The 20,569-nt window shown below is 44.5% G+C and carries 16 protein-coding genes; 4 read left to right on the top strand and 12 right to left on the bottom strand.

Annotated elements, in window-relative coordinates; all coding sequences use genetic code 11:
* Positions 1-9: 9 nt before the first annotated feature.
* Positions 10-1,572: a RagB/SusD family nutrient uptake outer membrane protein gene (locus DTQ70_RS27980; protein ID WP_122933872.1), complete on the top strand. Its 1,563-nt coding sequence runs from the start codon at positions 10-12 to the stop codon at positions 1,570-1,572.
* A 93-nt stretch (positions 1,573-1,665) separates the two neighbouring features.
* On the opposite strand, the gene DTQ70_RS27975 is transcribed toward DTQ70_RS27980, so the two are convergent.
* The 3 genes from DTQ70_RS27975 to DTQ70_RS27965 all read right to left on the bottom strand — a co-directional run bounded on the left by DTQ70_RS27975 (position 1,666) and on the right by DTQ70_RS27965 (position 5,324).
* Positions 1,666-3,720, bottom strand: coding sequence for a hypothetical protein (locus tag DTQ70_RS27975; protein WP_164490246.1), 2,055 nt, complete (start codon positions 3,718-3,720; stop codon positions 1,666-1,668).
* Between the two features lie 80 nt (positions 3,721-3,800).
* The gene (locus tag DTQ70_RS27970) at positions 3,801-4,025 is read right to left on the bottom strand and encodes a hypothetical protein (protein WP_122933870.1); all 225 of its coding nucleotides are present in this window, start codon (positions 4,023-4,025) and stop codon (positions 3,801-3,803) included.
* A gap of 231 nt (positions 4,026-4,256) precedes the next feature.
* Entirely contained in the window at positions 4,257-5,324 is a 1,068-nt protein-coding gene (locus DTQ70_RS27965) for a 6-bladed beta-propeller (RefSeq protein WP_122933869.1), read from the bottom strand.
* Positions 5,325-5,526: 202 nt separating this feature from the next.
* On the opposite strand from DTQ70_RS27965, the gene DTQ70_RS27960 reads away from it, so the two are divergent.
* Genes DTQ70_RS27960 through DTQ70_RS27950 form a run of 3 tightly spaced genes read left to right on the top strand, consistent with a single transcriptional unit; the run spans position 5,527 to position 8,967 of the window.
* Positions 5,527-6,504 carry a glycosyl transferase gene (locus DTQ70_RS27960; protein ID WP_122933868.1) on the top strand — a complete coding sequence of 326 codons (978 nt, stop codon included), beginning with the start codon at positions 5,527-5,529 and terminating at the stop codon, positions 6,502-6,504.
* Positions 6,505-6,538: 34 nt separating this feature from the next.
* On the top strand, positions 6,539-7,555 hold the full coding sequence (locus tag DTQ70_RS27955; protein WP_122933867.1) for a glycosyltransferase family 2 protein: 1,017 nt from the start codon (positions 6,539-6,541) through the stop codon (positions 7,553-7,555).
* Between the two features lie 14 nt (positions 7,556-7,569).
* Positions 7,570-8,967 (top strand): M28 family peptidase, encoded by a 1,398-nt coding sequence (locus tag DTQ70_RS27950; RefSeq protein ID WP_122933866.1) that lies wholly within the window; start codon positions 7,570-7,572, stop codon positions 8,965-8,967.
* Here the strand turns inward: DTQ70_RS27950 and DTQ70_RS27945 are convergent.
* The 9 genes from DTQ70_RS27945 to DTQ70_RS27910 form a co-directional block, all read right to left on the bottom strand.
* A complete protein-coding gene (locus DTQ70_RS27945; RefSeq protein WP_122933865.1) occupies positions 8,964-10,454 on the bottom strand; it encodes a DUF1501 domain-containing protein in 1,491 nt (496 codons plus the stop codon). The genes DTQ70_RS27950 and DTQ70_RS27945 overlap by 4 nt on opposite strands.
* A gap of 180 nt (positions 10,455-10,634) precedes the next feature.
* Positions 10,635-12,524, bottom strand: coding sequence for an acetate--CoA ligase (gene acs / locus DTQ70_RS27940; protein WP_122934589.1), 1,890 nt, complete (start codon positions 12,522-12,524; stop codon positions 10,635-10,637).
* 299 nt (positions 12,525-12,823) lie between these two features.
* Positions 12,824-13,780 (bottom strand): Rpn family recombination-promoting nuclease/putative transposase, encoded by a 957-nt coding sequence (locus tag DTQ70_RS27935; RefSeq protein ID WP_122933864.1) that lies wholly within the window; start codon positions 13,778-13,780, stop codon positions 12,824-12,826.
* 119 nt (positions 13,781-13,899) lie between these two features.
* Positions 13,900-14,868, bottom strand: coding sequence for an Rpn family recombination-promoting nuclease/putative transposase (locus DTQ70_RS27930; RefSeq protein ID WP_122933863.1), 969 nt, complete (start codon positions 14,866-14,868; stop codon positions 13,900-13,902).
* A gap of 128 nt (positions 14,869-14,996) precedes the next feature.
* Positions 14,997-16,928, bottom strand: coding sequence for a propionyl-CoA synthetase (locus DTQ70_RS27925; RefSeq protein ID WP_122933862.1), 1,932 nt, complete (start codon positions 16,926-16,928; stop codon positions 14,997-14,999).
* A gap of 36 nt (positions 16,929-16,964) precedes the next feature.
* Positions 16,965-17,099, bottom strand: a complete 135-nt coding sequence (locus tag DTQ70_RS31220) for a hypothetical protein (protein WP_255417943.1) — start codon at positions 17,097-17,099, stop codon at positions 16,965-16,967.
* 126 nt (positions 17,100-17,225) lie between these two features.
* On the bottom strand, positions 17,226-17,606 hold the full coding sequence (locus tag DTQ70_RS27920; protein ID WP_122934588.1) for a response regulator transcription factor: 381 nt from the start codon (positions 17,604-17,606) through the stop codon (positions 17,226-17,228).
* Between the two features lie 14 nt (positions 17,607-17,620).
* Positions 17,621-20,320, bottom strand: coding sequence for a sensor histidine kinase (locus DTQ70_RS27915; protein WP_122933861.1), 2,700 nt, complete (start codon positions 20,318-20,320; stop codon positions 17,621-17,623).
* Positions 20,313-20,522: a hypothetical protein gene (locus tag DTQ70_RS27910; protein ID WP_122933860.1), complete on the bottom strand. Its 210-nt coding sequence runs from the start codon at positions 20,520-20,522 to the stop codon at positions 20,313-20,315. Before DTQ70_RS27910 ends, DTQ70_RS27915 begins: the two co-directional genes overlap by 8 nt.
* Positions 20,523-20,569: the final 47 nt, after the last annotated feature.

Genomic DNA, 20,569 nt, shown 5'->3' with positions numbered 1-20,569 from the left:
AACATTATCATGCAACTAAACATTATAAAGAACCTAGGAAAAGCCGCACTTATCGGAGCCGTTCTCATCGGGCCTTCGAGCTGTTCGGATTTCTTGAGCGAACAAGCCCCTTCAAACCTTACTCCCGATAACTTCTATACCATTCCAGACCACGCAGAAGCGGCTTTGGCCTCTGTCTATGCAGATATGCGTTTCATGGGTGATGGAGCAGGTATCTTCTCGTCAAACTGGCAATTGTTGGAAGCCCTTACGGGAACTTCAACCACCGAAACCGCGCAAAACTCTGACTTGAACAACCTCTACGGATTGGTTCACGACGGAAACACTGCGCACGTTGTCAACTATTGGAACGGTTTGTATAAAGTAATTGCGCAAGCTAACCAAGTAATTGATAAAGTACCTGGGATCACAACAATGCCCGATGCGCAGAAAAAGAAGGTATTGGGAGAAGCTCGCTTCTTGAGAGCTACGGCTTACTTCACAGCGGTACGTTTGTGGGGCGACATTCCATTGGTAACTAAGCCTCAAACAGCAAGCTCGGAAGATTTCCAGCCGGGCCGTGCTCCACAAGAAGAAGTTTACAAACTCATCGTGGATGACCTCGTTGCTGCTGAAGCAGCAGGTTTGGCATGGATGGATGTAAGTGGACGTGCAAACTTAGCGGCGGTAAAAGCACAGTTGGCTCGTGTGTATTTGACAATGGCAGGTTTCCCTCTCAACAAAGGAGCAGCTCATTACAAACTAGCGGCTGACAAAGCATTGGAAGTAATCACTTACGCCAATGCCAACCCTGGCACTATCAACCTCTTCACTTCGTACGAGGATGTACACAAAGAAAGTACTGAAAACCGTCTTGAGCACCTTTTCATGCTTCAATACAACACGGTTGTAGCTGGTAACCCAATGGATAACATGTATCCTAACTTCAAACCTGTGACTTTTAACGGTCCTTCAGGAACAGGAAGTACAGTACCAACTTCGTTCTTCTACAAGTCGTATGAAGCAGGTGACTTGCGTGCTAAAGACCAAGACGGGTATTTCTACACTACGTATTTCACCAACGGTAACGGAGCTCGATTCGAACTAGGTGCACCATATGTATTCAAGCACTTCAACCGTACCGCCAACGGAACGTCGGGAGTGGCAGGAACTCGTCAAAACAACTTGAACGTGCCTCAAATTCGTTATGCAGAAGTGTTGTTGTTATTTGCTGAAGCTCAAAACGAAGTGGGTGGCCCTACACAAGCTGCTTACGATGCTTTCAAACGCATCAGAGACCGCGCACAACTTACCACTCCTGCACTTGGTACTTATACGCAAACAACTTTCCGCGAGGCGGTTTGGAGAGAGCGTTGGCACGAGTTGTGCTATGAGCAAATCACCTGGTTTGACATGGTACGTCTTCGCAAAGTGTATAACGAAACAACAAATGGTTTCGATAACTTCGTTGGTCACGTAAACCTAAGCTCGAATCGCCCATTGCAAGAAAAACACTTGTTGTTACCGTTAGGACGTCAAGAAATGCTTAACAACCCTAACTTGAAACCACAAAACCCAGGTTATCCTAACTAGAAATCTGGTGAACTTCCCGAAAGTTTTTAACTTTCGGGAAGTTGTTGAAAAGCTCCAATCGCCAAAAACGGTTGGAGCTTTTTTTATGGGCAGTTATTCAATGACACATTGCGTAAACACGCTGGTTTTCCAATCCATCTTCCAGCCTTTCAAAGGTCTAGGCTTACGAGATAGGTTCAGAAGCAGTGGTTTTTCGGTGTATTTGGTGGGCATAAAACGCCGTACAAAATTGCTAGACGAGCCATCAATCAATTTCATTTTGACGTTGGTCCAATTAAATTCAACAAACTGTAGAAACTGCTCGACGTTGCGCTGAATCGTCGCATCGCCGTCGTAGCGGTAGGCAGTTACGTACGATGAAGTTTCGTTGGAAGCCGTAAACGTCGTGTGCGATTCTAAATAATTATTGCCCGTAAAATTCTTAAACTCATACCGTTCCCCAGCCTGAACTGCCGTTTCGTCCGTCAATTGTTTTTGGTTAACGAACCAGTTAAAACGCCACAAAATATCCGTTGCTTGACACTTATCAACGATAAACCCGTTGTACAACATCTCGGTATTTTTAAACCTATTTTCTCGACTTTCAAAAATTCCGCGACTGTCGTTATCTTGCGTGATACTTCCAATTTTAGCATTTCCCATCGCAAAAATTACCCCTGAGCCTCGCCCAATGTGTAATTTATCAATTGTCAAATCAGCACTCAATGGCTGAACATAATTACGTTTAGCAGGAATATGGCTAATGAACGTCCCCACTCGGTGCCTGCCGTCGGGTACATTGGGAAACCCAAAGTAATAACCATCACCGTGGAGTTTGATGCGAACGTCCGTTTCGATGGAATCAAATACTGCTCCCGAAATGCCTTTGTTGAGCCACAAACCCGTTATGTCGCTGATGGAAGATTCACTCATAAAAACTTTATTGGTGTTCTGAATCCGCATTTTTTTGACTCGAAAGCTACTTTTTGGGCTTTTAAAAGACGTCCACGTATGTTTTGACCCTACCCACGACAAGTTTTTTCGTAGCATGGTTGGATATGCTTTTTCATCGGCCACCGCAGGTTTTCTCAGAACACCATCCATTACGTAGTTGTCAATCAGTACGTTATTGACTGCCTGCGTGTATAAAATCAACGAACAAGGATATTTGGCATACAGGTTTTTAATGTAGAGGGTGTCTTTTCGCTTATGAACCTGAGGATCCACTTGGTTCTCGAACGTGAAGGTATAAAACGATTTTTCAATCGGCGCGTCGCCCCAAGGTTCATTGTCTTGCAAGGCATAAAGCGAATCTATCACCACCGAGCGATGTGCTCCTTTGACGTTGAAACCCCACGCCGCAAAGCCATCATTTTGGATATTGAGCCCATTATAACCATTGACTTCACGAAATGCTTTTACCAAAATACGGCGGTATCCTTCATCCCGTTCATCGTTATGTGTGACAATATTCACACCGCACATCGGCATATTTTGGATGGTCAACGAGCCAATTTCCAAACGAGAAGTGGTACGATTAGACGGGGCTACAATGGTCAAAAATGCGTTGCCTCCTTCATTCAGAGGTTGCGCAATTTGTGCTTTTTTTACATTTCCATCCAAAAAAACAACCCCTGAAAGCGCCAGTTCGGGAATGTCTCGCAGTTCTAAGATTTTGACAACTTTCAATCCACTTTGTGCTTGCAGGGTCGTATTTTGAAAATGCAGCCGTAATCGCTGCGGCGACCACAGCGCATCGGATGTTAACGTCACTGGGGCAATGACATAGACTTTAGACCCAAAATTTACCCGTTCGCTCACTTTTACAGCTTCCAACAAAGCGCCGTTGATTGTCGCCATCGACTTGTCCAAAAACCAATCAATGTGCACGCCTGTTCTGGGGTCAAATTGGCGTTTGAATCGTCCCTGCACCGCTCGGTTAGCGCTTTCCAGCACCGTTCCACCGTTGGCGGGGGAGTCTTTATCGCTAGAGTCGTAGCGCCATTCTCCTTCTTTGCCTACATCGGTTACTAAATATGTTTTTTTAGGGGAAGGATTTTTCAGAGAAAGCAAAGCACGCAACGTGGTTTGTTCGGTCTGTGCCCACGCGGGATTAAGAAATAATCCCCAGCCCAACATCCACACAACAACAATATAACTTTTTGGCATTACGGTAGTCTTTTCTTTTAGAACTCCAAAATGCCAAAAAATTATCTGTAAAAGCAAAAAAAAGGTAGCAATAGACTGATTTACCACCCAAATATTTCAACGGCAGCGTACATAACGAGGCATATTCCGATGGTGGTGAGCGAATACATAACGCCATTAAACGAGTGACCCGTCATGTACAAAATGTACTGAAGAATAAATCCGCCACCCAAAATGGCGGCTCCGACTCCGCCAATGACAAAGCCTTTCTTTCGGCGTTTGGCGTAATATTCTTCTTTCTCGGCAGCAGAATTAAAGGTTTTCATCGTAAACAGGTTTAGAAATATACAATTAAATCCAATTATTATACAAATAAAATGATTTATGTCAATTCTATTCCTCTTCGAAGTAGCGGCTTTAACGCCTCTTATCGAAGAGCCCTGCGATAAAAATGGGTTACTTTAAGTGTCGAGTGGAGAGTGCAGACGGGGTCGCCCGTGCGATGTCGAATAAAAATCCCATTCGAAATTCTGCACTCTCCACTCGACACTCTATTATCAGATTCTTGCAAGCTTCACTGGATACGTCTGTTTGGCATTCCACTGACAGATATAGATATTTTCGTCGTTGTCGATACACACATCGTGGCAATGCATCAAAATCCCATCAACCGCGGCTTTGTCTTGCACCATCAATTGAAGTTGCCCATTACGGTATTCGGGTTTGGTTCCTCCTGGGTTTGAGATGACTTTGTCATTTTTATCCAAAATTGTCACAAAACCTGAGTTAGGAGTCTGGTTTAAATACCGCAAACGCGACCAACATACCCCTGCATACAACGTATCGCCATGAATCACAGGACGACACACATAAGCTCCTGGCAAAAAGATAGTTGAGAGGTATTTCCCATCCAATGTAAAGCGTTTGAAGGCATTGTGCGCACGCGACGTAATCAACAAGGTCGGGTTCGATTTATTGCGGTAATCGACGGTGATTCCGTGGGCGGTCGAAAATTGTCCATCTTCGTCGCCCGAACCTCCAAATTTCCGAATAAATTCCCCCTTTGAGGTGTACTGCAAAATCCACTGCGAGCCATATCCGTCTGCCACGTAGATGTCGCCCGTTGGGCCAACGGCAGTTTCAGTAGGCAAAAATTTATCTTCGGGTTTGTAAGCTCCTACTTTGGATGGGTGTTCAATGGTCATTAAAACTTTCCCTTTCAAGTCGGTTTTGGTCACTTTTCCAGAGTTAGGGTCACAGATAAACAAAAACTCTTCACCGTTGGCATTCCAGAGCGTAAGGCCGTGCCCTCCAGGATATTCGTGACCCCAGCTTTCTAGTAACTTACCCGAACGGTCGTACACCAAAATATTATTTTTGGTCTCGTCCGTTACCATAATAAGTCTTCCTTTGCTGTCGATGACCATTTCATGGCAGTTTTTAACGGGAAATTGCGCGGCATCAAGTTTACCCCAGCCTGCCTGAATTTTGTAACGGTGGCTACCGTGGCCAACAATGTCACCGTCGGCGGCACTGGCCATAGAAGAATTTGATAAAATCGAAGGAGCGAGCAGCGTAGTTGCTGTTGCTTTCATAAAATCGCGACGTGAGCTAGAAAGGTTCATGTGTGTAACGTCTCTTAAATAGTTATCAAAGGGTTTTGTCCTATAAGTGGTTTCGTTTTCGTTTTTACTAGGTCTTTTTCAAAGAGGGGCGGAATATCTATAAAAAACGAAAGGAGGCATTACCATAAAATCAAAAAACGACCTTCTCCGACCGAAACTCAGAAGAAGTACGTATTTTTGTCTCAAAACTATTTCTTTTCTAATGCGTCTTGCATTTACAATCTGTACCCTAAGTCATTTAGCACTGGCCAAAACGATGGCCGATAGTTTGGTAAAATATAACCCCGACTACCGTGTGGTGATTGGACTTTTTGACAAAATCAACGACCGTGATGTTTCGTCCGTCAGTGCACATACAATCGTTGAAATCAATGAACAGCAAGTCCCCGATTTTCACAATCTTTTTAACCGATATACTGTTTTCGAGCTGAGTTGTTTGGCTAAGCCTTTTATGGCTAGTTGGCTTTACAAAACCTATCCCGACGTTGAAAAATTACTCTATTTTGATGCTGACATTCGCCTTTTTGGAGATGTTGCTCCCATCGAAAAAGACCTTGATAGTCACAGTATTGTTATTACACCACACGTGGTTACTCCTATCACTGGCGAGGGGATTCCGCATCTGCGTAGTTTTTTGAATGCGGGCTTGTATAACGGTGGTTTTTTTGCGCTCCGTCGTTCCGAAGAAACTGCTCGTTTTTTAGCCTGGTGGGAAGACCGTGTTTGGCACGAAGGCTATTTCAATTTTGCCGAAGGAATGAACTGCGACCAACTATGGCTCAATTACGTTCCGTTGTTTTATCCCAATGCTCTCGTTAGTCAACATTTAGGTTATAATTTGGCCTACTGGAACATGCACGAGCGAAAAGTGTCACAGAAAAATGATGGCTTTTGGGTAAACGACACCTTTCCTTTGGTATTTTTCCATTTTAGCGGCTATCGACTTTCGAGTCCAGATAACTTGTCTGTTCACCAAGATAGGTTTTCTTTTAGTGCTCGTCCCGACGTGAAACCACTTTTTGACATATACCAAAAGGAACTAACAGCTAATAATGACACTCATTTTAAAAGTTTACCAAACGCATATCATAAACCTTCGTATTTTTACCAAAAAAACAAAGCGCTTCGGCGAATTCTAATCAATGGCTGCCGACGTCTATTGCGTTTACTCGACGCGTAGTTAAACTCTATTCTAACCCTCGATAATCGACTATATGTCCAACTACCGACCGCTGATTTCGGTTGCAATGTGTACGTACAACGGTGCAAAATTTGTAACGGAGCAGTTGGAAAGCATTCAAAATCAGACTTTACTCCCCGACGAACTTGTCGTTTGCGATGATGGTTCGACGGATAATACTGTTGCATTGGTCGAACAATTTGGAAAGAACGCTCCTTTTCCTGTCCGTATTTTCCAAAACGAGCATAAGCTAGGCGTAACCAAGAACTTTGAAAAAGCGCTGACCGCTTGCCAAGGTGACCTTTTGTTTTTAGCCGATCAAGACGACTATTGGCTGCCCGAAAAAGTAGCCCATTTATCAAAAGCCTTCAGTGAAAACCCTTCCGTAAATGTGGTTTTTTCGGATGCTCTTTTGGTAGATGAATATACTCACTCTCTCCAAAAGCACTTTTGGGAAGTTGTTCGTTTTGGTCCCCATCAACAGGAGCAATGGAAACAGGGACGAAGTATCGAGGTATTACTCGTCGGCAACCGAGTTGCGGGTTGTACGATGGCCGTACGCAAATCGTTTGTGAATGCAATTTTGCCATTTCCTTCCGATATTTCGGAGTTTTTACACGATACTTGGATGGCGTTTGTCGCTTCTCTCCTCAATCAAATCGTATTTATTCCCAAAGTCCTCATCCAGTATCGTCAGCACTGTGCTCAGCAGGTAGGAACTCAACAAAAAAGTCTTCAATCAGTCACACTAACCAGTCGTTTTTCTCGCCCGCACAGCGCCAAGCTTGCTCCGCTACAGCAGCAAGCCGACGAGTTACGAAAAATCTATACCCATCTAAGTCGGGTAATTCCTAATTCGGCGCCTAATTTTCGGATTTTAGCCGAAAAGTTACATTTTCTGGAAACACGCGCCCATTTACCCGACAATCGTTTTCGACGAATTTGGCCTACGTTACAACAATGGCGGAAAGGGAATTACCACCGTTTTGCCGACCAAGATGCTACTACAACGGGAATTCTTTTGACAGCGCTAGGAGACATATTGGAATAGAATGTATTTTTGTGATGAATCACATCATCAACCTTCTAACCAACCACCCATTGAAAAAGCTTGTTTTTCTGTTGTTTGTGGCTAGTAGCACACTGGCTCAAACCCGCGAAGATTCGGTCGTCATTCGCAAAATTTACAACGAAACACTCACCAACGGCCAAGGCTACGAATGGCTGCGTTATCTCTGCAAACAAGTAGGCCCTCGCCTCAGTGGTTCCGAAGGGGCTAAAAAAGCGGTGGTTTACACCCAACAGCTCATGCAACAGCAGGGGTTTGATCGGGTGTTTTTACAGGATGTAAAAGTGCCACATTGGGTGCGTGGCAAAAAAGAAGAAGCGTACATTCACGTGGGTAAACAAAAAATCAATGTTCCCATTGCTGCCCTCGGCGGGTCGATTGCGACCTCTGTTAAAGGCGTTGAAGCCGAAGTGATTGAGGTCAAAAGCTTTCAGCAATTACGGGAATTGGGCAAAGAAAAAGTCAAAGGAAAAATTGTCTTTTTTAATCGCCCAATGGACCCGACCAAGCTCAACACGTTTGAAGCTTACGGTGGTGCCGTTGAACAACGCGCCAACGGAGCCAGCGAAGCGGGAAATTTGGGTGCCGTAGGATCAATTGTCCGTTCGGTAAGTACCGTTCAAGATGATTTTCCGCACACGGGAAGTATGCGTTATGCCACAGGTGCGCCCCTTATTCCGACCGCAGCGATTAGCACCAACGCCGCTAACCTGCTCAGCAACAAGCTCAAAGAAAATCCAACGTTGACTTTTTTCTTCCGTCAAAATTGCGAAACATTGCCCGATGCTGACTCCCACAACGTAGTGGGTGAAATAAAAGGAAGCGAGTTTCCCGATGAGATTATCGTCGTAGGTGGCCATTTAGATTCGTGGGATTTGGCCGAAGGTGCTCACGACGACGGAGCAGGCTGTGTACAATCTATTGAAGTGTTACGGGTATTGAAAGCCATTGGTTACAAGCCCAAACGCACGATTCGGGCGGTAATGTTTATGAACGAAGAAAATGGGCTGCGCGGCGGTATAAAATACGCGGATTTGGCCAAACAGAACAACGAAAAGCACATCGCGGCGGTAGAGTCTGACAACGGTGGCTTTACGCCAAAAGGTTTTGGGGTCGTAGGCCGTCCAGACCAAAAAGCTAAAATCCAAACGTGGAAGGAGCTGCTTGCGCCCTATAGTTTGCACGAAATTGGCCCAGGAGGCGGTGGCGCTGACATTGGCCCATTGGCACAATCAGGCACCGTATTATTTGGATATAAACCTGATTCTCAGCGGTATTTTGACGTACACCACGCTCCCAACGATAATTTTGAAAACGTAAACAAACGCGAACTAGACCTTGGCAGTGCCTCCATGGCAGCCATAATTTATTTGTTGGATAAATACGGGATTTAAGCCAAAATGGGCGTAATGATTTTGCCAGCGGTATCCGTTAGACGAAAGTTACGCCCCTGAAAAGGATACGTGAACTTTTCGTGGTTGAAGCCCATTAAGTGCAGAATTGTCGCTTGCAGGTCGTGGACGTGCGTGCGGTCTTTTACCCCTGCGTACCCTAGCGGGTCGGTTTCTCCCATTGAAAACCCTTTTTTAACCCCGCCCCCTGCCATCCATACCGTAAATGCCTCAAGGTGATGGTCGCGCCCTGAATAGGGAAGCACTTGTCCGTCGCGGTTTTCTTGCATGGGTGTTCGGCCAAATTCGCCTCCCCATACCACTAGCGTTTCGTCCAATAATCCACGCATTTTTAAGTCTTTCAACAAGGCCGTTACTGCTTGGTCAGACGCCAAACATTTATTCCGAAGCCCTACTTCTACGGAGCCGTCTTCGCTCGTGCCGTGGGTGTCCCAGCCCCAGTCAAAAAGCTGCACAAAGCGAACACCATTTTCGACCAATTTACGGGCTAAAAGGCAGTTCATCGCAAAAGACCCTTCGCCAGCTTGTACGCCATACATGTCCAAAATATACTGCGGTTCTTTGCTGACGTCCATTACTTCGGGCACCGACATTTGCATCCGAAATGCCATTTCGTACTGACTAATTCGCGTCAATATTTCGGGGTCATGTACTTCTTCGTAGGTTTGTTTATTTATCTCATTGATGGCTTCAATGGTTTGTTTACGAATGTCGCGGTTCATCCCTTGTGGGTCTGATACGTACAAAACAGGGTCGCCCCCCGTACGGCACTGAACCCCTTGATAAACCGTTGGTAAGAAGCCACTTCCCCATACCGATTTGCCCGCATCAGGCTGTTTTCCACCCGATGCCAATACGATAAATCCTGGCAAATTTCGATTTTCGGAGCCTAAGCCATAGACAGTCCACGCTCCCAAGCTAGGACGCCCGAGTCGTGCACTACCTGTGTGCATCAGCAACTGTGCAGGTGCATGGTTAAACTGGTCGGTGTACATGGCTTTCAAAAACGAGACATCATCAACCGCCGTTTGCAAATAGGGTAAATAATCCGAAACCCACGCCCCCGATTGTCCGTGCTGGGCAAACTTTCCTTTAGGACCCAACATTTTAGGAACGCCTTTGATAAAGGCAAATTTCTTTCCCTCTAAAAATTCAGCAGGACAATCTTTTCCGTGGTATTTTTCTAGTTCTGGCTTATAATCAAACAATTCCAACTGCGAAGGTGCCCCCGCCATGTGAATATAAATCACCTGTTTTACTTTGGGTGTAAACTGCGGCATCCGAACGTTCATTGGGTCGGCCGATACCAACGGAGCAGCGGGCATTTTTTCTTTTGAGCTATATCCACAGCCTCCGAGCAACGACCCTAAGCCTAGTCCACCTACGCCCGCGCCAAGTGTCTGCAAGAAATACCGACGCGTCTGACGTTCCAATTCTGCCTGTTGAAGTTCTTTCAATAACTTTTCCATGAACTAGGTGCTATACAATTCGTTGTGAAACTTCACTTTTCTGTTTAAAAAGAAAAAATTTCAGAAAATATACCCCTTACTTCTCGTGGTTAGTATCGCGCTGTCGTTTTTTACAAATCCAACAAAAAAGGGTTCGATGCAATTTGCTTCGAACCCTTTTCAAGTATCAGTTCACATTATCTACAAAGCCCCTTCTTTGATGTCTTCTACCACCGTTGGGTCGAGCAACGTGGTGGTATCACCTAAGTTTGAAGTATCTCCTTCGGCAATTTTACGCAAAATACGGCGCATGATTTTACCCGAACGCGTCTTAGGTAACCCTCTCACAAACTGAATTTTATCAGGTTTGGCAATAGGCCCAATGATGCGCGTTACGGTAGCCAAAATATCACGGCGCGACAAATCTTCGTCATCAAGCACGTTTTCACAAATCACAAAAGCATAAATTCCTTGTCCTTTGATGTCGTGCGGATAACCAACTACGGCACTTTCAATCACATCGGCGTGCATATTGATAGCATTTTCAACTTCGGCCGTTCCGATACGGTGCCCCGATACGTTTAATACATCATCCACCCGTCCTGTGATACGATAATATCCATCTTCGTCTCTCAAACATCCATCCCCTGTAAAATAACGTTCAGGATAAGTAGAGAAATACGTCTGACGACAACGCTCGTGGTCGCCCCAAGTCGTACGAATAATCGACGGCCATGGATACTTAATACACAAGTTACCACTCACGCCATTTCCTTCGATTTCAACGCCATTTTCATCCACCAAAATTGGTTGTACGCCTGGCAATGGCAGCGTAGCATAAGTAGGTTTGGTTTTTGTTACCCCCGCAATCGGTGAAATCAAAATACCACCCGTTTCAGTCTGCCACCATGTATCTACGATTGGACAACGGCCTTTTCCAATGTTTTCGTTGTACCAATTCCACGCCTCTTCGTTGATAGGTTCCCCTACCGAACCCAACACTTTGAGCGAACTCAGGTCTTTACCTTCAACGTATTTTAAACCAAAGCCCATCAGCGAACGAATCGCCGTTGGAGCCGTATATAAAATATCTACTTTATGCTTATCCACAATGTCCCAAAAACGCCCTGCATCAGGATAGGTTGGCACCCCTTCAAACATCAAGGTAGTTGCACCACTCAACAGAGGCCCATAGACGATATAACTATGCCCTGTAATCCAACCTACGTCGGCGGTGCAAAAGTGAATTTGCCCTGGCTCATATTGAAAAACATTTTGGAATGTATAAGCCGAATAGACCATGTAACCACCCGTACTATGAACCACCCCTTTGGGTTTCCCCGTTGACCCAGAAGTATATAAGATAAACAAAGGATCTTCCGAATCCATGACTTCGGGAGGGCAATCAGACGTCACTTGTTTCATTTCGCTTTCCCACCATACATCACGCCCCTTAATCATCGAAATTGGTGTGCGGGTATGCGTCAATACAATCACTTTTTCGACCGAACGGCAGCCAATCAATGCATCATCCACGGTATCTTTCATCGGAATATTTTTCGGGCCACGCGCTGCACCATCTGAGGTAATAATTACCTTACAGTCAGAGTCATTGATACGATCGGTCAACGATTGTGCCGAGAAACCACCAAACACCACCGAGTGAATCGCTCCGATGCGCGCGCAAGCCAACATGGCAATGGCAGCCTCAGGTACCATTGGCAGATAAATACAAACGCGGTCTCCTTTTTGAACACCATTGCGTTTCAATACGTTGGAAAAACGGCACACTTGATCATGTAACATTTTGTACGTAAGCGTCACACTTGGCTCATGGGGATCGTTTGGCTCCCAAATAATCGCTGGATGATTTCCCAGTTCACGTAGGTGTCGGTCAAGTGCATTTTCGGTAATATTTGTTTTACCATTCACAAACCATTTTACATCAGGGCCAGTGAAATTCCAGTCTAATACTTTCTTCCAAGGCTTATGCCACTTAAATTCTTGAGCCACTTCTGCCCAAAAACCTTCAGGGTCTTCTACACTATGCTGGTAAGCGGCCTGATACTCTTCAAATGTACGAATAAGCATGATTTCAAAGGTGTTTGATTGATTAAGGTTATTAAAAGGAAAGTCCGTTGCTAAATTGTGGGTATAAAAATAGCAAAACATTTTCCCGTTTAGGTGAAATAATCATCACAAAATTGCTAATTTTCTATAGAATGTGACAAAAATCATGCTTCAAACCTACCAAAAACGCCAGACTTGAGTCAAGTCTGGCGTCTGAAATAGATACCATCGAATAATGTCTTCTATACCTTATTCTCATTGGTTTTCAACGATTTTCCTAAAAATATCATCGTTCAAAATTTTTATTTATTACTGCCAAATTAGCTTACATTGCCTTTCTCCTTCCGAAGCTTTTGTACCGTTTCGATAGTCACATCAGCCAACGACGCAATTTTAGCATCATCAAAGTCCGTTTCCGATAATAAGGTATTTACAAAATGCTGCTTTTGGGTCGCTATCCCTTTTTCTACCCCCTTTTCTATACCCTTTTTCTCTCCTTTTGCTAAACCCCGCTTTTCTCCCAAGCGACGTTCACGCTCCAACACAAATTCAACAATCCCCATCGTTTCTTTCGGTTTGTTTAACAATAACTCTATCGCTTCGTCAAATTTAACATCATTTTCCCGTTTCCCAAAACGTACGTAAAGCTTCAAAAATCCCATCAATGCCTCTATCTTACCCCGACCCAAACCCTTACTAACCAACCGCTTGAGCAATTCTATTTTTTGTTTTAAAAGCTTTTCTTCCGTTACTTTCCCCTTCTGCAATGCGACCAATACCGTCAAGACAATCATCGCAAAAGGATTCCTACTCGCCGCTAAAGCTTCAGCATCTTGCTCAAAAACTTTATAGACATTGAACCTGTAATCAATACTCGTCCCCAAATAAACTTGAGAAAACTTCGCAGGCTTAAAGCCTCGGTTGCGGTCTGTCAAAATAGCAAAAGCTGTAATCGGCCTCTGATACCGATCATAAATGCGGTAAAAATACTGAAACATACGGTGCGAAAACGCTTTGTCGGTGCTCCCTTGCACCTCTATGTGAACCAAAATCCACTGCTCTTCACCTAATTTCGTGAACACTTTTACCAGTTTATCAACGTATCGAGGAGAAAAATCATCACTTTCCACCAATAAAATCTGCTCCAATTCTTTGTCCAAAAACTCAAATGGTCGTGTAAAATCAAATAATTCTTCCGCATTGGGAATGAAAAACCGCAGAAAATCGTCGAAAATATCTTCCAAAATTGCCTTCCATAAACTGTCGTCTCGTTTCATAAGCTCCAAACGCTTGTTCTATCCAAAAGACGAACAACACAACGCAAAGTCACCCTCAAACAAAAACGCCAGACTTGACTCAAGCCTGGCGTTCGAAAACGAGTGTAATCAAATATGTATTAGCTTACATTGCCTCTCTCTTTCCGAAGCTTTTGTACCGTTTCGATAGTCACATCAGCCAACGACGCAATTTTAGCATCATCAAAGTCTGTTTCCGATAATAAGGTATTTACAAAATGCCGCTTTTGGGTCTCTATCCCTTTTTCTACCCCCTTTTCGATGCCTTTCTCAATACCCTTTTTCTCTCCTTTTGCTAAACCCCGCTTTTCTCCCAAGCGACGTTCACGCTCCAACACAAATTCAACAATCCCCATCGTTTCTTTTGGTTTGTTTAACAATAACTCTATCGCTTCGTCAAATTTAACATCATTTTCCCGTTTTCCAAAACGTACGTAAAGCTTCAAAAATCCCATCAAAGCCTCTATCTTTCCTCGACCAAAACCCTTACTAACCAACCGCTTGAGCAATTCTACTTTTTGTTTTAAAAGCTCTTCTTCCGTTACTTTCCCCTTCTGCAATGCGACCAATACCGTCAAGACAATCATCGCAAAAGGATTCCTACTCGCCGCTAAAGCGTCAGCATCTTGCTCAAAAACTTTATAGACATTGAACCTGTAATCAATACTCGTCCCCAAATAAACTTGAGAAAACTTCGCAGGCTTAAAGCCTCGGTTGCGGTCTGTCAAAATCGCAAAAGCTGTAATCGGCCTCTGATACCGATCATAAATGCGGTAAAAATATTGAAACATACGGTGCGAAAACGCTTTGTCGGTGCTCCCTTGCACCTCTATGTGAACCAAAATCCACTGCTCTTCACCTAATTTCGTGAACACTTTTACCAGTTTATCAACGTATATGGGAGAAAAATCATCACGTTCAACCAATAAAATCTGCTCCAATTCTTTGTCCAAAAACTCAAACGGACGTGTAAAATCAAATAATTCTTCCGCATTGGGAATGAAAAACCGCAGAAAATCGTCGAAAATATCTTCCAAAATTGCCTTCCATAAACTGTCGTCTCGTTTCATTTTACCAAAAACTTTGCCTTCCCAAAGGACGAGGTTCGTTTCATAAAGTCACCCTCAAACAAAAACGCCAGACTTGACTCAAGCCTGGCGTTCGAAAACTAACCTAACATTATGATGGCATTATAAATTCATATTTTCTGATTTTCAAAAGCTTGCCCTACTCCTCGACGTTGCAAACATTCAGCGATTTCCTCCAAAATAACAGGGTCGTCTATCGTCGATGGTACTGCATAAGATTCTCCATCGGCAATTTGGCGAATCGTTTTTCGTAAGATTTTTCCTGAACGTGTTTTTGGTAAACGCTTCACCAAAATAGCCGTACGGAAAAACGCCACTGCCCCAATCTGATCCCGTACAATGCCCACCAACTCCGATTCCAAAGCCGTTTCGTCAATAGCAACACCGTCTTTTAAAACCACAAAACCAACGGGCCGTTGTCCACGGAGTTCGTCGGCGATTCCGACCACGGCACACTCGGCCACGGCAGGATGTGACGCCACAAATTCCTCCATTTCTCCCGTCGAGAGGCGATGTCCTGCAACGTTAATGACATCGTCCACGCGCCCCATGATAAACACATAGCCATCTTCATCGACATAGCCCCCATCTCCCGATAAATAATACCCTTCAAATTTTTTGAGGTACGAACTTTTAAAACGAGCGTCATCGTTCCAAAGCGTGGGTGTAAATCCTGGAGGAAGAGGTAGTTTCAAGCACACATATCCTTCATGATTAGCTTCTAATTCTTGGCCGTTTTCGCCCACAATTTTGAGATTATAGCCGCACACAGGCTTAGTCGCCGAACCCGCTTTGACAGGAAAAGCTTCTACCCCCATCATATTGGCCACCATCGGCCAGCCTGACTCCGTTTGCCACCAGTGGTCGGTGATGGGAAGTTGGGCTATTTTTTGGAGCCATTCCAACGTTGGGGGGTCGCAGCGCTCGCCCGCCACAAAAATATTTTGCAAACTTGATGTATCGTACTTGGCTTTCAATAACGCCTCAGGGTCTTCTTTTTTTATCGCCCGAAACGCCGTCGGAGCCGTAAAAAATGTCTTTACTTGGTGATCAGCAATCACCCGCCAAAACGTACCTGCATCAGGCGTCCGTACGGGTTTCCCTTCAAACAATATGGTTGTACAACCTGCAATCAACGGCCCGTACAAAATATAACTGTGTCCTACTACCCAGCCAAAATCAGATGCCGCCCAAAAGACATCTCCCGCGTGGGCATCATAAACGTGGTGCATACTAAATTTAAGGGCAACGGCGTGTCCACCATTGTCGCGCACGACACCTTTGGGTTTTCCTGTCGTTCCTGAAGTATATAAAATGTACAGTGGATGAGTCGCGTCCACGGGCACACATTCGGTCGGGTCGGCCTGCGCGACGGCTTCCGAATAATCTACATCACGTCCTTCTAGCATTGGGGCGTGACACATCGAACGCTGGTAAATAAGGCAATGTTTCGGCTTGAAAGCGGCCAATTCGATGGCTTCGTCTAGCAGCGGTTTGTAAGGCAATACGCGGTCAAACTCGATTCCACACGAAGCCGAAATCACCACTTTAGGTTCGGCATCTTCTATACGTATGGCCAACTCATGTGGTGCAAAACCTCCAAAAACAACCGAATGCACAGCCCCCAAACGCGCACAAGCCAGCATGGCAAACGCCGTTTCGGGAATCATGGGCATGTAAATCACCACTCGGTCGCCTTTTTCCACACCCAATGCCCGAAATGCTCCTGCACATTTAGCCACGTTGTTTTGTAATTCCGCAAACGTGTATTTTTGGATAGTATTTGTAACGGGAGAGTCATAAATCATCGCTACTTGCGCTCCCCGCCCATGCTGAACGTGGTAGTCTATCGCTAAATAGCAAGTATTGAGCTCCCCACCTGCATACCAACGGTCAAGCCCATTGGCGTCTTTTCCAAGCATCGTTTCGGGTTTTTTAAACCACGCAATCTGCTCGGCTTGTTCAGCCCAAAAGGTTTCGGGATTAGCTAAACTCGCTTCAAAAAGGGAAGTATAGTTTGTTGATTGTGTATTGCTAAACATGGCAGAAGCAATTGAGAGGGTGAAATTGAGACAACCTTAATGGCTTCCTTCGAGTGAAGCTCCGTCCATACCACCGTTCAAAAGCCAGTAAATACCATAAATAAATACTAGCACCACAACCGCAATGATTACCTTGGTAACAATACCTGACGATGACTTACTTTCTTCCATGACGAATAAGATTAGAGAGTTGGACAACTGAATTTTTATCCAAAAGTAATCTAAAATATTCGAGGAATAGTAATATTTTTCGCTAAGTTGGTATAGCTACTATTTTGCATCATAACATCCTGATTTTTAGGCTGCTGCTTCAGAAATATCGCGTATCAATCCATTTACTTTGGCCATCAAATCACGGGTAGAAAACGGCTTTGGAACGTACAAGCTTGCCCCTAACTCTAACCCTTTGGCCATATCCGCTTCTTTGCTTTTTGCACTCATAAACACCACTTTAGCGTGTTTATAAGAATCGTGTTTTTTAATAAATTCGCAGACTTGGTACCCATCTACCCTGGGCATCATAATATCAAGTAGTACAATATCAGGGATGTTCGCCTCGATGATGTCAAATGCCTCGGCACCGTCGCGAGCAATAAACACTTTATGTCCTTCTTTTTTCATCAAAAACTCCAAAGACATTAAGATATTAGGCTCATCATCAACAATCAAAATTTTCATGCCCGTCATTTTTTTTAGTTTTTATCCAGCGGGATTTCGCACGTAAACACACTTCCTTTACCTAGCTCGCTTTCTACTTTAATAGTGCCTTGGTGCAGTTCTATTATCTTTTTGCAAATCGCCAATCCGAGTCCGCTACCTTTCGGTTTCCGCACCGACTGGTCGCGAGTTTGGTAAAATTTCTCAAATATAAGCTCTTGATATTTATTATCTATGCCTTGGCCATTATCTGATATGCTAAATGATAGAGATGCTTCGGTTTGAAGGGTATTGATTTCAATTTTTCCCGTATCAGCGGGGCAAAACTTAATCGCATTTGATACCAAATTGATAATCACCTGAATAAGTCGGTCGCGGTCGGCCTTAATCGGGCCATAGATACCTTCATACGCAACTTCAATTTTGATGTTTTTCTCTTTCGCGAGTTGGTCGAGCGCTTCCAGCGATTCTTCAATGATATCTTCCATCAAAAATTCGTCGATGTCTAACTCCTGTTTTCCCGTTTCAAAACGTTCAAGGGCCAACACTTGGTTAATGAGTCGGGTCAAACGTTCGGATTCTTTGGTAATGGTATTGACAAAGTGCGATCGTTGGTCTTCTTCCATATCAGGGTTATCATGCACAATTTCCGACAAGGCCCGTATCGACGTCAATGGCGTCCGTATTTCGTGCGTAACCGTTGACAAAAAGTCATCTTTTTGAATATCAGCAATTTGCAGAAGCTCATTGGCTTGTTTTAGCTGCTGCGTCAGTTGTTCTAATTCCTCCGACTTTCTCGTTAATTCTTCATTCAACGTCTTTAATTCTTGCGACGTTTTCAGAATATCAATCACTTCTTCGACGCTGATTTGTTCTTCTTTTGCCACCGACGACACCAAAATACGCGCCGAAGCTGCGCCGATGGCTCCTCCTAACATTTTTTCGGCGTAGTTTACCACTTGAGAGTCGGCATACCTCGTATTCAAATCCAGCTTATTCTGTTTGGCATACAGCTGAAGCGTTTCTTCGGTATGGCTTTTCCCAAAGAAAATTGTCAACAAGGACTTAATATCCGTCACCAGCGCTTTCCCCTTCCAAGCTACCGCACTTTCATAGGTTTTTGAATATTTAAAAACATCCACAAACAATACTGCTTGATTGTGTTCCAACGCCGTAGGTTGTGATAACAATGACCCACCTACGTAAAAAAGCAAGTTCAACAACAATGACCAAAACGTTCCGTGGGAAATATTATCGAGGCCCGTTACGCCCAGCAGCGACTCAGGCCGTAATAAATCCATTCCCCAAGGGCCTTTACTTAAAATATCGGGCGATATGTACCCCGCCGACACCATCGACGGAATAATCAGGGTATAAAACCACACGCCTCCCCCAACCAAAAGTCCTCCCACGGCTCCCACCAACGACCCTCGTTTCCAGAAAATGCCGCCCAATACCACGGGAGCAAACTGCGCTACGGCAGCAAACGATACCATCCCGACCGACACCAAACTGTATTTGTCGCTGACGTTTTTGTAGTATAAATACGACCCTGCCATCAGCAGGACAATAAACAAGCGCCGCAATGTAATGACAACCTGCCCCATGTCTCCGCCAAAACGCCGCTGGAAATCGGTGCGACTGACCAGCCAAGGCATGACTAGGTTGTTGGTCAACATCACCGTCAAGGCCGTACATTCCACAATAATCATGCTCGTAGAAGCCGCAAATCCTCCCAGATACGCCACAAAAGCCAGTGCTTTTTCGTTAAAATGCAACGGTATCGACAACACAAATTGGTCGGCTTTCACGGCTGTACCCAACAAAATTTTCCCTCCCAACGCAATTGGAACGACAAAAATGTTGATAACTAATAAGTAAAGCGGAAAAATCCAGAGCGCTTTACGAAGGTGATTTTCGTTGACATTCTCCACCACCGTTACCTGAAATTGCCTTGGCAAAAACATAATGGCCAAAGAAGCCAAGAAACAATACCAAAACCAATCGCTGGTATTTTCTTCTTTAATGGTAAATATTCGCTGTAAATCAACAAGTTTGGATGCTTCCTGAACGATGTCGTCGAATCCGTCAAAGACGATGAATGTTACAAAAATGCCCACGGCCAAAAAGGCAAACAGCTTAAACAAAGATTCAAATGCAATGGCGGCCACCATTCCTTCGTGGCGTTCGTTGGCATCGAGTTTGCGCGCCCCAAATAGAATGGTAAAAATCGTCAGGACGATTGAAATATAGAAGGCTTTATCCAGCCAAAGCGAATTACCTGCGTCGTTGGCGGTGGTTAAAATGCTAAACCCGCTAGAAATGGCTTTAAGTTGAATCGAAATGTAGGGAATCGTCCCAACAACGCACAAAATCGTAGCAATCACGCCCAACGCTTGGCTTTTCCCATAACGTGCCGACACAAAATCGGCGATATTGGTAATGCGTTGAACTTGACAAATGCGGATGATTTTCCGAAAAATAACCCACCAAAGGGGCATCGTAATGGTAGGCCCAATAAAAACAGCAATAAAATCCACTCCCGACTCCGCTGCCCGCCCGACACTTCCGTAAAACGTCCATGCCGTGCAATAAACCGCCAAAGACAACGCATAGACGTATGAGTTACTGACCAAGCTCCGCCCTTTGGCCGAGCGCTGTTCGGCCCAGTTAGCGACAAAAAACAAGACCAACAAGTACGATATAGACCAGAAAATCAACCAAAAACTATTCATCCGAATGGTGGTTGTTGGTATTATTAACAATCAAAAAAGTGACAACAATAATCAAAAACCAGATTCCAAAAATCCCCATGTACAGCACAGGTGTGCGCCACTTGAAACTCAAGCGGTTGAAAATGCTCAAAATGGGGTTGTTGTACAACGCCCAAGCCAGTAAACTCAAAGCCACCAAGGCCAATTCTCGCGTTTTTGACATACAATTAAGCATGTGAAAAATGGCTGCCGAGGGTTTCTAACACGCCC

Source organism: Runella sp. SP2 (genome assembly GCF_003711225.1).
Classification (GTDB): Bacteria; Bacteroidota; Bacteroidia; order Cytophagales; family Spirosomataceae; genus Runella.
This window is presented reverse-complemented; position numbering and strand designations above follow the sequence as displayed.

Bases quoted from the DNA above. Each gene is read 5' to 3' on its own strand.
- DTQ70_RS27955 (WP_122933867.1), top strand. From the start codon at position 6,539: ATGTCCAACTACCGACCGCTGATTTCGGTTGCAATGTGTACGTACAAC.
- DTQ70_RS27910 (WP_122933860.1), bottom strand. From the start codon at position 20,522: ATGTCAAAAACGCGAGAATTGGCCTTGGTGGCTTTGAGTTTACTGGCT.
- DTQ70_RS27950 (WP_122933866.1), top strand. From the start codon at position 7,570: ATGAATCACATCATCAACCTTCTAACCAACCACCCATTGAAAAAGCTT.
- acs (WP_122934589.1), bottom strand. From the start codon at position 12,524: ATGCTTATTCGTACATTTGAAGAGTATCAGGCCGCTTACCAGCATAGT.
- DTQ70_RS27965 (WP_122933869.1), bottom strand. From the start codon at position 5,324: ATGAACCTTTCTAGCTCACGTCGCGATTTTATGAAAGCAACAGCAACT.
- DTQ70_RS27975 (WP_164490246.1), bottom strand. From the start codon at position 3,720: ATGCCAAAAAGTTATATTGTTGTTGTGTGGATGTTGGGCTGGGGATTA.
- DTQ70_RS27970 (WP_122933870.1), bottom strand. From the start codon at position 4,025: ATGAAAACCTTTAATTCTGCTGCCGAGAAAGAAGAATATTACGCCAAA.
- DTQ70_RS31220 (WP_255417943.1), bottom strand. From the start codon at position 17,099: ATGGAAGAAAGTAAGTCATCGTCAGGTATTGTTACCAAGGTAATCATT.
- DTQ70_RS27960 (WP_122933868.1), top strand. From the start codon at position 5,527: ATGCGTCTTGCATTTACAATCTGTACCCTAAGTCATTTAGCACTGGCC.
- DTQ70_RS27920 (WP_122934588.1), bottom strand. From the start codon at position 17,606: ATGAAAATTTTGATTGTTGATGATGAGCCTAATATCTTAATGTCTTTG.
- DTQ70_RS27930 (WP_122933863.1), bottom strand. From the start codon at position 14,868: ATGAAACGAGACGACAGTTTATGGAAGGCAATTTTGGAAGATATTTTC.
- DTQ70_RS27945 (WP_122933865.1), bottom strand. From the start codon at position 10,454: ATGGAAAAGTTATTGAAAGAACTTCAACAGGCAGAATTGGAACGTCAG.
- DTQ70_RS27925 (WP_122933862.1), bottom strand. From the start codon at position 16,928: ATGTTTAGCAATACACAATCAACAAACTATACTTCCCTTTTTGAAGCG.
- DTQ70_RS27935 (WP_122933864.1), bottom strand. From the start codon at position 13,780: ATGAAACGAGACGACAGTTTATGGAAGGCAATTTTGGAAGATATTTTC.
- DTQ70_RS27915 (WP_122933861.1), bottom strand. From the start codon at position 20,320: ATGAATAGTTTTTGGTTGATTTTCTGGTCTATATCGTACTTGTTGGTC.
- DTQ70_RS27980 (WP_122933872.1), top strand. From the start codon at position 10: ATGCAACTAAACATTATAAAGAACCTAGGAAAAGCCGCACTTATCGGA.